Here is a 13,602-nt window from a genome sequence, read left to right as displayed (position 1 = left end):
GGCCCTGCATCGCGTCCATGCCGCGAGAGGGACCGCCGCCCCCTGACGGGACGCCGCAAGGAGCGGCCGTCTGCGGCGGGAGATGTCTCGGGGCGGTCCGACACAGAACGACAGGAAGGCCGTCATGCCCACCGATCCGCTCCTCCAGCCCTATAGGCTCAAGCACCTGACGCTGAAGAACCGGCTGATGATCTCGTCGCACGAGCCGGCCTATCCCGAGGACGGCATGCCGAAGGAGCGCTACCGGGCCTATCATGCCGAGCGGGCGCGCGCGGGCGTCGGGCTGACGATGACCGCGGGCTCGGCGAGCGTGTCGCGCGACAGCCCGCCCGTGTTCAACAATATCCTCGCCTGGAAGGACGAGGTCGTCGGCTGGATGCGGGAGCTGACGGACGAATGTCACGAGCACGGGTGCGCGGTGATGATCCAGCTGACGCATCTTGGCCGCCGCACGCGGTGGGACAAGGGCGACTGGCTGCCTGTCGTCTCGCCCGGGCAGGAGCGCGAGGCGTCGCACAAGGCGTTCCCGAAGAAGGCCGAGGACTGGGACATCGCGCGGATCATCGAGGATTACGCAGATGCGGCCGAGCGGATGCGGGATGCGGGCCTCGACGGGATCGAGCTGCAGGCCTACGGGCACCTGATGGACCAGTTCTGGTCGCCGCTGACCAATTCGCTCGACGGTGCGTATGGCGGCGATCTGGACGGGCGGCTGCGCTTCACCTTCGACACGCTGCGGGCGATCCGCGAGAGGGTGGGCGACGAGTTCATCGTCGGCATCCGCTATTCGGGCGACGAAGACCTGCCGGGCGGGCTGACCAATGCCGACGGGATCGAGATCTCGCAGCGGCTCAAGGCGTCCGGCATGGTTGATTTCCTGAACGTCGTTCGGGGACATATCGACACCGATGCGGGCCTGACCGACGTGATCCCGGTGCAGGGCATGAAATCGGCGCCGCATCTCGACTTCGCCGGAGAAATCCGCGCGGCGACGGAGTTTCCCACCTTTCACGCCGCCAAGATCCAGGACGTCGCGACCGCCCGCCATGCCATCGCCAGCGGCAAGCTCGACCTCGTGGGCATGACCCGCGCGCACATGGCGGACCCGCATCTCGTCGCCAAGATCCTGCGCGGAGAGGAGGACCGCATCCGGCCCTGCGTCGGGGCCAATTACTGCCTTGACCGGATCTACCAGGGCGGCATGGCGCTCTGCATCCACAACCCGTCGACCGGGCGGGAACTCGAGCAGCCGCACGTGATCGGCCGGGCGGAGGCGCCGCGCCGGATCACGGTGGTCGGGGCCGGGCCGGCGGGGCTCGAGGCGGCGCGGGTCGCGGCGGCTCGCGGGCACGAGGTGATCCTGCACGAGGCCGCGAGCGATCCCGGCGGCCAGATCCGCCTGACCGCGCAGACGCCGCGGCGGCGCGAGATGATGCAGATCGTCGACTGGCGGATGGCGGAATGCGAGCGGGGTGGGGTGACGTTCCGCTTCAACAGCTTCGCCGACGCGTCCGACGTGCTGGCTGACGCGCCGGATGCGGTGATCGTGGCGACGGGCGGGATGGCGCATACCGAGGTGCTGGTCGACGGGGACGAGCTTGTCGTGTCGGCCTGGGACATCCTGTCGGGCGACGTGGCGCCGGGGGCCAATGTGCTGATCTACGACGATGCCGGCGACTACCCGGCGCTGCAGGCGGCCGAGAAGATCGCCGAGGCGGGCGCGCGGGTCGAGATCGTGACCCGCGACCGCAACATCGTCTCGGAGGTGATGTCGATGTCTCTCACGCCGTCGCTGCGGATCCTGCAGAGCCTCGACGTGACCTTCACGCCGACATGGCGGCTCGATGCGGTGGAGCGGGACGGCAACGGGCTGCGGGCGGTGCTCGGGAGCGATTACGGCGCGATGCGGCGCGAGCGGCATGTGGACCAGGTGGTGGTGAACCACGGCACGCGGCCGCTCGACGATCTCTATTTCGAGCTGCGGGAGGGATCGTCGAACCTCGGGGAGGTCGATCACGAGGCGCTGGTTGCGGGCGAAGCCCAGAGCGTGGTGCGCAATCCCGAGGGGCGCTACCAGCTCTTCCGGATCGGCGATGCGGTCGCGGCGCGGAACACCCATGCGGCGATCTACGACGCGCTGCGCCTCGTTCGGGTGCTTTGAGGGAACGCCGCCGCCGGGGTCCGGCGGCGGCAGGGTTGGTCAGGCGGTTTCGGGCACCAGCATCTCTGGCAGGTTCTGGTAGCAGACCGGGCGCAGGAAGCGGCGGATCGCCAGCGTCCCGACGCTCGTCGCGCCGAAGTTCGACGAGGCCGGCCAGGGGCCGCCATGCACCATGGCATCCGCCACCTCGACCCCTGTCGGGAAGCCGTTGGCGAGGATGCGGCCCGCCTTGCGCTCGAGCAGCGGCACCAGCTTGCGGGCCGTTTCGATGTCGCCGTCGTCCATGTGCAGCGTGACCGTGAGCTGGCCTTCCATGGCGCGGGCGATCTCGGCCATCTCCTCGACCGAGGATGCGCGGACGATCAGGCCGAGCGGGCCGAAGACCTCCTGGCGCAGGGTCTCGTCTTCGAGGAAGCTCTTTGCGTCGGTCTCGAAGAGGAACGGGGTCGCCTCGCGGTCCTTCGGCTCGGAGGTGACGACTTCGGTCACGCCCGGACGTCCCGCGAGCGCCTCGGCGCCGCCGCGATAGGCGGCCGCGATGCCGTCGGTGAGCATTGTTTGCGGGCCGGTCTCGGAGAGCTTGGCGCGGGCCGCGTCGCGGAAGGTGTCGGCTTCGGAGCCGCCGAGCACCACGGCGATGCCCGGATTGGTGCAGAACTGGCCGACGCCCATGGTGAGCGAGGCGGCCCAGCCTTCACCGAGATCCGCCGCGCGGGCGCTGACGGCCTCGGGCAGCAGGAACATCGGGTTGATCGAGCCCATCTCGCCGAAGAACGGGATCGGCTCGTCGCGCTGGGCGCAGAGATCGTAGAGCGCCTTGCCGCCCTTGTAGGAGCCGGTGAAGCCGACCGCCTTGATCAGCGGATGTTGGACGAGCGCCTGACCGACCTCGAGCGAGCCGCCTTGGACCTGGTTGAAGACGCCCGTCGGCATCCCGGTGCGCTCGGCCGCGGCCTGGATCGCCGAGGCGGTGAGCTCGCAGGTGCCGGCATGGGCCTCGTGCGCCTTGACGACGACGGGGCAGCCCGCCGCGAGCGCCGCGGCGGTGTCGCCGCCGGCGGTCGAGAAGGCGAGGGGGAAGTTCGAGGCGCCGAAGACGGCGACCGGGCCGATCGGGCGCTGGACCATGCGCAGGTCCGGGCGCGGCATGGGCTGCCGGTCGGGCATGGCGGGATCGTGCCGCAGGTCGAGGTAGTCGCCCTTGCGGATATGGGTGGCGAAGAGGCGCATCTGGTTGGCGGTGCGCGGCAGCTCGACCGAGCGGATGCGCGGTTCGGGCAGGGCGGTCTCGGCCATGGCCATTGGGGTGATGTCGTCGACGCGGGCCTCGAGTTCCTCGGCGATGGCGTCGAGGAAGGCGGCGCGGGCCTCGCGGCTGGTGGCGGCATAGGCGTCGAACGCGGCCTCTGCGGCCTGAACCGCCTTGTCCACGAGCGCGGCGTCGCCCGCCGAGATCTCGAGCGGATCGCCCGATGCGGGGCTCGTGCGGAAGGTCGAGGTTCCGGAGATCCAGTCGCCTCCGATCAGGTGCTTGCCGGTGATGCTGTGGGTCATGGTGTCTCTCGTCTGTTCCGTTTGTGTCGGCTGGGCCTCAGCGGCCCCAGCGCATCGATACGGGGTCGAGCGGCCTCAGGAGGCCGATCAGCTCGTCCCGCGTGGGTGCGGGCAGGGGCGGCACCGGGTGGCGGCAGAAGTCCGAGCGGATCACGCCGCCCTCCACCATCGCCGCCTTGGCCGCGCGGAACCCGCATTGCCGGTTCTCGTGGTTCACCGCCGGGAGGATCTTCGCGTAGGTCTCGACGGCGGCGTCCCGGTTGCCCTGTGCGTGGGGCAGGACGACCCGGCCGATCCATTCGGGGATCATGGCAGAGCACATGGTGCCGGTTGCGCCCGCGTCGAGGTCGGCAAGCTGGGTGATGCCTTCCTCGCCGTCGAGGGGGCTGACGATATGCTCGCCGCCCTGCTCGATGAGCGCGCGCAGTTTTGTGGCCGCGCCCGGGCATTCGATCTTGAAGTGCTGCACCATCTCGATCTCGCGCGCCATGCGTACGAGGAGGTCGACGGGCAGCTCGACGCCGGAGAGCGGCGCGTCCTGGATCATGATCGGGATGCCGACCTCGCCGACGCGCTGCATCTGCTCGAAGGTCTGCTGGGGCGTGCCCTTCATCAGCGCGCCATGGTAGGGCGCCATCAGCATCACCGCGCGGGCGCCGAGATCCTTGGCGAGCTGCGCCCGCGCCACCGCCACGTCGGTCGCGTAATGCGATATCGTGACGATCGCGGGGATGCGCCCGCCGAGATGGCGCAGGCAGAGCTTCGTCAGGGTCTCGCGCTCGTCGTCGCTCAGCAGGAACTGCTCGGAGAAGTTGGCGAGGATGCAGACGCCGTCGGCGCCGCTGTCGACGATGCAATCGAGCACCCGTGCCATGCCAGCCTCGTCGAGGCTGCCGTCGTCGTGGAACGGGGTCGGGGCGACCGGCCAGCTGCCGGTCATCCGTGTGGCTACCATGGTGTTCTCCCGGGGGTCAGTCGTGGAAGGGCGCGGTGACGATCCGCCGGCCCAGCAGGAAGGCATCCGCGACATGGATGAGGGGGGCGGGGTCGACGTCGGAGGCGCCGGTGTCGATGAGGTGGGCGAAGCGGCGGTAGAGTTCGGGGTACTCGCCGGCGTTGGCGACTTCCTGCTCCGCACCGTCGATGAAGAGGCGGTCGCCGCCTTCGGTGAGTTTCAGCGTGCCTGCATCGGTCTCGATCTCGATCTGCCAGATCTCGCCGCCTTCCTGACGCCAGTCGAAGGTCGCCGTGGCGTCGATGTCGCCGGGGCCCGCGAAGGTCAGATCCGCCGCGATGGGGGTGTCGCGGTTTTCGGGAAAGGACAGCTCGGCGGCGGAGAGATGCAGCGGCACCGGCATGATCTCGGTCACGATGGAGAGCGCGTTGATGCCGGGATCGAAGACGCCGAGCCCGCCCGGCTCCCAGATCCAGGCCTGACCGGGGTGCCACTTGCGCACGTCCTCCTTCCAGTCGACGCGCAGGCGGCGGATATTCTTGTCCGCGAGCCAGTCCTTCGCCGCGGCGACGCCTGCGGCATGGCGCGAATGCCACGTGGCGAAGAGCGTGACGCCCGCCTCGCGCGCGAGGCGCTCGAGCGCGAAGACCTCGGCCACGGTGGCGCCGGGGGGCTTCTCGAGCATCACGTGGCGACCCGCCGCGATGGCCGCGCGGGCGGCCTCGTAGCGTGGCACTGGGGGCATGCAGAGCGACACCGCCGGGATGTCCGGGCGCGCCTCGAGCAGGGCGTCGAGCGTCTCGTGGTTCTCGGTGCCGTCCACGCCGCCCGAGCGGCTGACCGTGGCCGCGAGCGTGAAGCCGGGATCGGCGGCGATGCTGGGAATGTGCTGGTCGCGGGCGATCTTGCCCACGCCGACGATGGCGATGTCAGTGGCTGTCACGAGGCACCTCCCGTCCGCGGCATCCCTTGAGGAAGTCGAAATCGGCGCCGGTATCAGCCTGCTCGACATGGTCGTGGAAGAGGCGGGCATAGCCGCTCTCGGGCGGCGTCACCGCGCTCTGCCAGGCGGCGAGGCGGGACTGCAGTTCCTCGTCCGGGATGTCGAGATGGAGGCGCCGTCCGGGCACGTCCACCTCGATCATGTCGCCCGAGCGCACCACGGCGAGGGGGCCGCCGACCGCCGCCTCGGGCGAGGTGTGCAGGATCACGGTGCCGTAGGCGGTGCCCGACATGCGCGCGTCGGAGATGCGGATCATGTCGGTGATGCCGCGGCGCAGGACCTTGGGCGGAAGGCCCATGTTCCCGACCTCGGACATGCCTGGATAGCCCTTGGGGCCGCAATTCTTGAGCACCATGATGCAGCTCTCGTCGATGTCGAGATCCTCGTTGCCGATGCGCGCCTTGTAGTCATCTATATCCTCGAAGACCACCGCGCGGCCGCGATGCTGCATGAGGTCCGGGTTCGCCGCCGAGGGTTTCAGGACCGCGCCGCCGGGCGCGAGATTGCCGCGCAGGACCGCGATTCCGCCCGAGGCGGCGAGGGCCTTGTCCGCGGGGCGGATCACGTCCTCGTTCCAGTTCACGGCGTCCTTCACCTCCTCCCAGATCGTCCCGCCCGAGACGGTGAGCGCATCCCGGTTGAGCATGCCCGCCTCGCCGAGGCGCTTCAGCACGACGGGAAGCCCGCCGGCATAGAAGAACTCCTCCATCAGGTACTTGCCCGAGGGCATGAGGTTCACCACCGTCGGCACGTCTCGCCCGAGCCGGTCCCAGTCATCGAGAGAGATGTCGACACCGACGCGGCCCGCGATCGCGAGCACGTGGATCACCGCGTTGGTCGAGCCGCCGATGGCGCCGTTGGTGCGGATCGCGTTCTCGAAGGCTTCTTTGGTCAGCACGTCGGAAGGTTTGAGGTCGTCCTTGACCATCTGCACGATGCGCCGGCCAGAGAGCTGCGCCATGACCCGCCGCCGCGCGTCGACCGCCGGAATCGCCGCATTTCCCGAGAGCGCCATGCCGAGCGCCTCGGCCATCGAGGCCATGGTCGAGGCGGTGCCCATGGTGTTGCAGGTTCCCGAGGAGCGGGACATCGCCTGCTCGGCTTCGAGGAACTCCTCCTGCGTCATCTTCCCGGCCTTGATGTCCTCGGACATCTGCCAGAGCGCCGTGCCCGAGCCGAGGCGCTCGCCCCGGAACCAGCCGTTCAGCATTGGCCCGCCGGTCACCACGATGGAGGGGATGTCGGTCGAGGCCGCGCCCATGATGAGGCTCGGCGTGGTCTTGTCGCAGCCCACCAGCAGAACCGCGCCGTCGATGGGCTGGTTGCGCATCGCCTCCTCGACCGCCATCGCCGCGAGGTTGCGGTACATCATCGCGGAGGGGCGGAACGTGTTCTCGGAAGCCGAGAAGACCGGCACTTCGAGCGGAAAGCCCCCGGCCTCCCAGATCCCGGCCTTCACCTTTTCGGCAAGCTCGCGCAGGTGGCCGTTGCAGGGGGTGAGCTCGGACCAGGTGTTCATGATCCCGATCACCGGCCGGCCGTCGAAGAGGTCGTGGGGGTAGCCCTGGTTCTTGAGCCAGCCGCGGTGGTAGATCGCGTCGCGGCTGGTGCCGCCGTACCATTCCTGGCTGCGCAGCTTGCGGGGCCAGTCTGCCGGTTGGAACGTCATGTCCGTGCCTCGAAGGTCAAAGTCTGTGCGACCCGGCGGCCCGCCGCCGCCGGGTCAGTTTTGGTGCCGATGACGGAAGCGTCAGCTCTTCTGCTTGTTCATCACGTCGAAGATCACCGCGGCGAGGAGCACAAGCCCCTTGATGACCTGCTGGTAGTCGATGCCGATCCCGAGGATGGACATGCCGTTGTTCATCACGCCCATGATGAAGGCTCCGACCACCGCGCCGACCACGGTGCCGACGCCGCCCGCCATCGACGCGCCGCCGATGAAGACCGCCGCGATCACGTCGAGCTCGAAGGTCGCGCCCGCCTTGGGCGTCGCGGTGTTGAGGCGCGCGGCGAAGACGAGGCCCGCGAGCGCGGCCAGCATCCCCATGTTGGCGAAGGTCAGGAAGGTCAGGCGCTTGGAGTTGATGCCCGAGAGGCTCGCCGCCTTCTCGTTGCCGCCGATGGCGTAGATGCGGCGGCCGATCGTCGTGCGGCTGGTGACGAAGCTGTAGATCGCGATCAGGAGCGCCATGACGATGAAGACGTTCGGCAGCCCGCGGAAATCGGCCATCAGCCAGCTCATCCAGACGATGCCGATGACGATGATGGCAGTCTTGGCCGCGAAGAAGGCGAAGGGTTCGTCGACCGCGCCGGTCTTGGCGGCCTGCGCGCGGCCGCGGACCAGGAAGATTGCGAGGGCGAGCGCCACGCCGACGCCGATCAGCAGCGACATCAGGTTGAAGCCGTCGACGCCGAACGGGTCGGGCAGGAAGCCCGAGGAGATCAGCTGGAATTGCGGCGGGAAGGGGCCGACCGATTGCCCGGCGAGGAGCCAGAGCGTCAGGCCCTTGAAGACCAGCATGCCCGCCAGCGTCACGATGAAGGAGGGGATGCGGAAATAGGCGACCCAGAAGCCCTGCGCCGCGCCGATCATCGCCCCGACGATGAGGCAGAGGATGCCGGCGATGAGGTAGGGCACGCCCCAGTTCACGATCATCACCGCCGCGAGCGCCCCGATGAAGCCAAGAACCGAGCCGACCGAGAGGTCGATATGCCCCGCGACGATCACCAGCAGCATCCCGATCGCCATGATGACGATGTAGGAGTTCTGGAGCACGAGGTTGGTGATGTTCACCGGCTTGAGGAGGATCCCCCCCGTCGCGATCTGGAAGAACACCATGATCGCGATGAGGGCGAAGAGGATGCCGTATTCCCGCAGGTGATTTTTCAGGAACTTCAGGCTCGCGCGGGCCTGCTGCCCGGCGGGCGCCTGGGCGGTGCTGTCCACGATGTTGCTCATGCGGCTCGGTTCCCCGACTTGATGATGCGCGCCATGATCTTTTCCTGGCTGGCTTCGGCGGTGGGCATCTCGCCCACGAAGCGGCCTTCGTTCATGACGTAGAGACGGTCGGTGATGCCGAGAAGCTCGGGCATCTCCGACGAGATGACGATGATGGCCTTGCCGGAGGCGGCGAGGTCACGGATGACGGTGTAGATCTCGAACTTCGCGCCGACATCGATGCCACGCGTCGGCTCGTCGAGGATCAGGATGTCCGGATCGGCGAAGAGCCATTTCGACAGGACGACCTTCTGCTGGTTGCCGCCCGAGAGGTTGATCGTCTCCTGCTCGATGCTGCTCGACTTGATGGCGAGACGGTCGCGGTACTTCTCGGCGACGTCGCCTTCGCGGTGCCTGTTGACGACGAGGCCGTCGGCGATGGCGTCGAGCTTGGCGAGCGGCACGTTGCGGCGGATCGTGTCGCCGAGAACGAGTCCGTAGGTCTTGCGGTCCTCGGTGGCGTAGGCGAGGCCCGCGTTGATCGCGCTGCGCACGGACGAGAGGTCCGCTTCGCGGCCGCCGATTTTCGCGCTGCCGCTGATGTCGCGGCCGTAGGAGCGGCCGAAGAGCGACATGGCAAGCTCGGTCCTCCCTGCGCCCATCAGCCCCGCGATGCCCAGCACCTCGCCGCGGCGGACGTGGAAGGACACGTCGTCCACCACCTTGCGATCGGTCTGGATCGGGTGGTGCACGGTCCAGTTCGAGACTTCCATGGCCACCTCGTCCGAGACCTTGGGCTCGCGTTCGGGGTAGCGGTCGTCGAGCGAGCGCCCGACCATGTCGCGGATGATGTCGTCCTCGCTGATGCCGTCCTTGCAGTCGAGCCGGGCCACGGTCGAGCCGTCGCGCAGGACGGTGATCGTGTCGGCGACGCGGCTGATCTCGTTGAGCTTGTGGCTAATGAGGATCGACGTCACCCCCTGCTTGCGGAACTCTGTCAGCAGCTCGAGCAGCTTCTCGCTGTCCTGTTCGTTGAGCGAGGAGGTCGGCTCGTCGAGGATCAGGAGGCGCACGTCCTTCGAGAGCGCCTTGGCGATCTCCACCAGCTGCTGCTTGCCGAGGCCGAGATCCGCGACGGTGGTCTTGGGGCTTTCCTTGAGGCCGACGCGGGCGAGAAGGTCCGCGGCGCGTCTTTCGGTCTCGCGCCAGTTGATCAGGCCCCGATGGGCGCGTTCGTTGCCGAGAAAGATGTTTTCGGCCACGGCCAGGAGCGGGATCAGCGCGAGTTCCTGGTGGATGATGATGATGCCGCGCGCCTCGCTGTCGCGGATGCCGCGGAACTGCATCTCGGTGCCGTCGAGGAGGATCTCCCCGTCGTAGCTGCCGTGGGGGTAGACGCCCGAGAGCACCTTCATCAGGGTCGACTTGCCCGCGCCGTTCTCGCCGACGAGGGCGTGGATCTCGCCTTCCTCGACGGAGAGGTTCACCCGGTCGAGCGCCTTCACGCCCGGGAATTCCTTGGTGATGTCGCGCATCTCGAGGATGGTCGCCATCGGTCGTCTCCAGTGAATGAGGGGGCTCCCCTGACCGGGGAGCATGTGCGGCCGCGGGGCGGTGCCCGCGGCCGCGAGGGGCCGGCTCAGTTGAGCTGGGATTCCTCGTAGTAGCCCGAATCGACGAGAACCTCGTTGATGTTCTCTTCGGTTACCGGCACCGGCTCGAGCAGGTAGGACGGGACCACCTTCACGCCGTTGTCGTAGGTCTCGGTGTCGTTGATCTCGGGCTCGCCGCCCTGCAGGAGCGCGTCGACCATACCGACGGTGACCTCTGCCAGCTCGCGGGTGTCCTTGAAGATCGTCGAGTACTGCTCGCCGCGGCGGATCGCCTTGATCGACGGGATCTCGGCGTCCTGACCGGTGACGATGGGCATCTCCATGTCGCCCGAGCCGTAGCCGACGCCCTTCAGCGACGAGATGATGCCGATCGAGAGGCCGTCATAGGGCGAGAGCACGCCGTGCACGCGCTGGTCGGTGTAGTTGGCCGAGAGGAGGTTATCCATCCGCGACTGAGCGACCGAGCCGTCCCAGCGCAGCGTGCCGACCGTGTCCATGCCCATCTGGCCCGACACCACGTTGATCGAGCCGTCGTCGATCATCGGCTGCAGCACGCTCATCGCGCCGTCGTAGAAGAAGTAGGCGTTGTTGTCGTCGGGCGAGCCGCCGAAGAGCTCGACGTTCCAGGTCTCCTGGTCCGGGAAGCGCTCCTTCAGGCCCTCGACCAGCGTCTCGGCCTGCTGCACGCCGACCTGGAAGTTGTCGAAGGTGGCGTAGTAGTCGACGTTCTCGCTGTCGCGGATGAGGCGGTCGTAGGCGACGACCGGGATGTCCATCGCCGCGGCATTCGCCAGCGCGTTGGTCAGGGTCGTGCCGTCGATCGCCGCGATCACGAGGGCATCGACGCCCTTGGTGATCATGTTCTCGATCTGGGCGAGCTGGTTCGGGATGTCGTCCTCGGCATATTGGAGGTCCGTGGCGTAGCCCGCTTCCTCGAACTGCTTCACCATGTTCTCGCCGTCGGCGATCCAGCGGGCCGATGATTTCGTGGGCATCGCGATGCCGATGGTGCCGTTGTCCTGCGCCGCGGCGGGCAGCGCCATCAGTGCAACGAGGGCCGTGGCGCCGAAGGCGCGTCTCGTGAATGTCATTGTATCCTCCCTGGGTCGCAAAGCCTTTAGCCCGACGCGGCAAAGCACGGCGGGTCCGGTTGCGACCCCATTCATCGCCCGACTGGATATTCGCTTCAAATGCCAATATTGCCGAGTGATATGCCGGATTGTTATGTCGGCGGCCCGTCCGGATCGGCGCTCATCTCGAGCAGCCGGGTGTGGACATGTTCGGCTGCGGGAGGCAATTCGTCCTGCGCCCGGCGGACGAGGCCGTAGGTCTCGACCTGCAGGTCCGGCGCAACGTCGAGGATCTCGAGCCTGCCGCCGAGATGCGTCTCGCGCGTGTAGAAATCGGCGACCGCGCTCGCCACCGGCGCGACGGCGTCGGCATCCTGCACGAAGGCGAGGGTGAAGAGGATCGAGGTCGTCCCGAGCACCCGCTCCGGCGCGCGGTATCCCTGCGAGATGAGGTAGCTCTCGATGGTCTGGCGCAGCAGGCCGCCCGAAGGCTGCATGACCCATTCGTAACGCAGGCAATCGTCCAGCGTCGGCGCCTCGAGCCGGGTCAGGGGGTGATCCTGCCGCACGAGCAGCGAGATCGGCTCGGTCCGCAGCGGCTCGAAGAGGAAGGGCCGGCTGTCGGCGCCCTCGGGCACGCGGCCGATATAGAAGTCGAGCTCGCGCGAGAGGAGCGACCGCGCGAGCTTGGCCGAGGTCTCGACATGGATCACGAGCTCGATCCCGGGCAGCTCGTCACGAAGCTCGCGCACGACCGGTAGGAGCCATTGCAGCGACGGGCCGGTGACCGATCCGATCCGGGCGAAGCCGCTGGCGCCCTGAACGGTCTGCGCGATGCGCTCCTGCGTGAGGTCGAGATCGTTCAGCATCCGCGCCGCGCCCCGGGCGAGGATGTCCCCGGCTTCGGTGAGCTTCACGCCGCGCGGGTGCCGTTCGAAGAGCGGGGTGCCGACCGAATCCTGCAACTGGGCGAGCAGACGCGAGGCGGCGGGCTGGGTCATGCCGACCCGTTCGGCGGCGGCGAGGATCTGGCCGGTATCCGCAAGGGCGGTGATGAGCTCCAGCTGGGTCATCTTCACGCTCCGGCGGATGAGGGCGCCGTGCGTTCGGCGCGGCGGTTTCGCCTGAGGCAAGGGGGACCTCCTTCCGGGGGCTTCCCGTCGTTCGGCATGGGGGACGTGCGGTGATATGTTGTCCGCGCATATCGCGCCATGCCGGCCCGATCTTCAAGGGTCGGGTGCGCCGGGGAGCCGCATTCGGGACCCCGGCGCGATGGTCACCCGTTCGGCAGACCGGGCAGGCTGCGCAGGTAGAGCACGATCGCATCGAGATCGTCGCCGCTCATCTGCGCGAGGTAGGGATAGGGCATCGGCGGAAGCATCTGCGTACCGTCGGGCCGGACGCCTTGCGTGATCATCGCCTTCACCTCGTCGTCGCTGTACCCCGAAAGCCCGTCGGCGTGATCGGTGAGATTGGAGGCGACCGAGGTGCCCCAGGGGCCGTTGAACTCGAAGCCGCCGGCGCCGAGCCGGGTGGCGTAATCGGGGCCGGTGGGGGTCATCGGGGTGTGGCACTCCATGCAATGGGCCAGACCCATGGCGAGGTATTCGCCGTATTCCTCGGTGACGCCGGGATCGGGGGCGCTGACATTCTCGACGGGCGGGCCGTAGGCCGGGGGCAGCTCGATCCGGTACTCGGATTTCGGGAGCTCGGCCTCGATCGGCTCGACCGTGCGCAGGAATGCTACGATCGCCGCGAGATCGTCGTCCGAGATGTGGCGATAGGCCGAGAAGGGCATCGGCGGTCCGATCAGGCTGCCGTCGGGCCGGATGCCCTCGCGGATCGCGCGGCCAAGCTCCTCGTCCGACCACTCGGCGATGGCGCCGGCCGGGGTGATGTTCGGGGCGTAGGCGGTGAAGGGCTCCGAATCCTCCACGAGACGCCCGGCGAATTCCTGCTCCATGAGAAAGCCGTTCGGCCCGAGCGGCGTGTGGCAATTGCCGCACCCCATGATGCCGCGGACGAGGTATTCGCCCCTCTCTTCAGGAGGGGCCGCGCACGCAATCCCGGCTGCCGCCGAAAATGCGGCGGCGCATGCAAAAAATGACTTCATCTGTCACTCCGCAAATGAGTTGCCGATTCCTTCTCTCGGCAACGTTGCAGAATAGCATTTTTCCGCGGTCCAGGCGTCTTTTGCTTTCCGGAATTCGGCGCGCGCGAGGGTTATTGCTCTCGAAGCGTTTGGCGGAAGGTTGGAATTGCCATGACATTGAGCGCGGCCCGACAGCAGCGTCGGACTCGGTGCGAA

General features: G+C 68.0%; 10 protein-coding genes. 1 reads left to right on the top strand and 9 read right to left on the bottom strand.

Features of this window, described 5'->3' with window-relative positions:
* Nucleotides 1-124: 124 nt before the first annotated feature.
* Nucleotides 125-2,161 carry an NADH:flavin oxidoreductase gene (locus OCH239_RS13325; protein ID WP_037263533.1) on the top strand — a complete coding sequence of 679 codons (2,037 nt, stop codon included), beginning with the start codon at nucleotides 125-127 and terminating at the stop codon, nucleotides 2,159-2,161.
* Nucleotides 2,162-2,200: 39 nt separating this feature from the next.
* Here the strand turns inward: OCH239_RS13325 and OCH239_RS13320 are convergent, their stop codons facing one another.
* The 9 genes from OCH239_RS13320 to OCH239_RS13280 all read right to left on the bottom strand — a co-directional run bounded on the left by OCH239_RS13320 (nucleotide 2,201) and on the right by OCH239_RS13280 (nucleotide 13,407).
* Nucleotides 2,201-3,715: an aldehyde dehydrogenase (NADP(+)) gene (locus tag OCH239_RS13320; RefSeq protein WP_037263532.1), complete on the bottom strand. Its 1,515-nt coding sequence runs from the start codon at nucleotides 3,713-3,715 to the stop codon at nucleotides 2,201-2,203.
* Nucleotides 3,716-3,752: 37 nt separating this feature from the next.
* Nucleotides 3,753-4,670 carry a dihydrodipicolinate synthase family protein gene (locus OCH239_RS13315; protein WP_037263529.1) on the bottom strand — a complete coding sequence of 306 codons (918 nt, stop codon included), beginning with the start codon at nucleotides 4,668-4,670 and terminating at the stop codon, nucleotides 3,753-3,755.
* Nucleotides 4,671-4,686: 16 nt separating this feature from the next.
* Nucleotides 4,687-5,613 (bottom strand): Gfo/Idh/MocA family protein, encoded by a 927-nt coding sequence (locus OCH239_RS13310; RefSeq protein WP_037263526.1) that lies wholly within the window; start codon nucleotides 5,611-5,613, stop codon nucleotides 4,687-4,689.
* Nucleotides 5,600-7,342: an L-arabinonate dehydratase gene (araD, locus tag OCH239_RS13305; protein WP_037263523.1), complete on the bottom strand. Its 1,743-nt coding sequence runs from the start codon at nucleotides 7,340-7,342 to the stop codon at nucleotides 5,600-5,602. The genes OCH239_RS13310 and araD overlap by 14 nt, the downstream gene beginning before the upstream one ends.
* Before the next feature lie 81 nt (nucleotides 7,343-7,423).
* The gene (gene mmsB / locus OCH239_RS13300) at nucleotides 7,424-8,632 is read right to left on the bottom strand and encodes a multiple monosaccharide ABC transporter permease (protein WP_037263521.1); all 1,209 of its coding nucleotides are present in this window, start codon (nucleotides 8,630-8,632) and stop codon (nucleotides 7,424-7,426) included.
* A complete protein-coding gene (gene mmsA / locus OCH239_RS13295; protein WP_037263519.1) occupies nucleotides 8,629-10,164 on the bottom strand; it encodes a multiple monosaccharide ABC transporter ATP-binding protein in 1,536 nt (511 codons plus the stop codon). The genes mmsB and mmsA overlap by 4 nt, the downstream gene beginning before the upstream one ends.
* Before the next feature lie 86 nt (nucleotides 10,165-10,250).
* Nucleotides 10,251-11,315 carry a multiple monosaccharide ABC transporter substrate-binding protein gene (chvE, locus tag OCH239_RS13290; RefSeq protein WP_037263516.1) on the bottom strand — a complete coding sequence of 355 codons (1,065 nt, stop codon included), beginning with the start codon at nucleotides 11,313-11,315 and terminating at the stop codon, nucleotides 10,251-10,253.
* A gap of 131 nt (nucleotides 11,316-11,446) precedes the next feature.
* Nucleotides 11,447-12,367 (bottom strand): LysR family transcriptional regulator, encoded by a 921-nt coding sequence (locus OCH239_RS13285; RefSeq protein ID WP_157577872.1) that lies wholly within the window; start codon nucleotides 12,365-12,367, stop codon nucleotides 11,447-11,449.
* 203 nt (nucleotides 12,368-12,570) lie between these two features.
* Nucleotides 12,571-13,407: a cytochrome c family protein gene (locus OCH239_RS13280; RefSeq protein WP_051489464.1), complete on the bottom strand. Its 837-nt coding sequence runs from the start codon at nucleotides 13,405-13,407 to the stop codon at nucleotides 12,571-12,573.
* Nucleotides 13,408-13,602: the final 195 nt, after the last annotated feature.

It is taken from the genome of Roseivivax halodurans JCM 10272 (genome assembly GCF_000521785.1).
Lineage (GTDB): Bacteria > Pseudomonadota > Alphaproteobacteria > Rhodobacterales > Rhodobacteraceae > Roseivivax > Roseivivax halodurans.
This window is presented reverse-complemented; position numbering and strand designations above follow the sequence as displayed.

Bases quoted from the DNA above. Each gene is read 5' to 3' on its own strand.
- OCH239_RS13325 (WP_037263533.1), top strand. From the start codon at position 125: ATGCCCACCGATCCGCTCCTCCAGCCCTATAGGCTCAAGCACCTGACG.
- OCH239_RS13320 (WP_037263532.1), bottom strand. From the start codon at position 3,715: ATGACCCACAGCATCACCGGCAAGCACCTGATCGGAGGCGACTGGATC.
- OCH239_RS13315 (WP_037263529.1), bottom strand. From the start codon at position 4,670: ATGGTAGCCACACGGATGACCGGCAGCTGGCCGGTCGCCCCGACCCCG.
- araD (WP_037263523.1), bottom strand. From the start codon at position 7,342: ATGACGTTCCAACCGGCAGACTGGCCCCGCAAGCTGCGCAGCCAGGAA.
- mmsB (WP_037263521.1), bottom strand. From the start codon at position 8,632: ATGAGCAACATCGTGGACAGCACCGCCCAGGCGCCCGCCGGGCAGCAG.
- mmsA (WP_037263519.1), bottom strand. From the start codon at position 10,164: ATGGCGACCATCCTCGAGATGCGCGACATCACCAAGGAATTCCCGGGC.
- chvE (WP_037263516.1), bottom strand. From the start codon at position 11,315: ATGACATTCACGAGACGCGCCTTCGGCGCCACGGCCCTCGTTGCACTG.
- OCH239_RS13285 (WP_157577872.1), bottom strand. From the start codon at position 12,367: ATGACCCAGCTGGAGCTCATCACCGCCCTTGCGGATACCGGCCAGATC.
- OCH239_RS13280 (WP_051489464.1), bottom strand. From the start codon at position 13,407: ATGAAGTCATTTTTTGCATGCGCCGCCGCATTTTCGGCGGCAGCCGGG.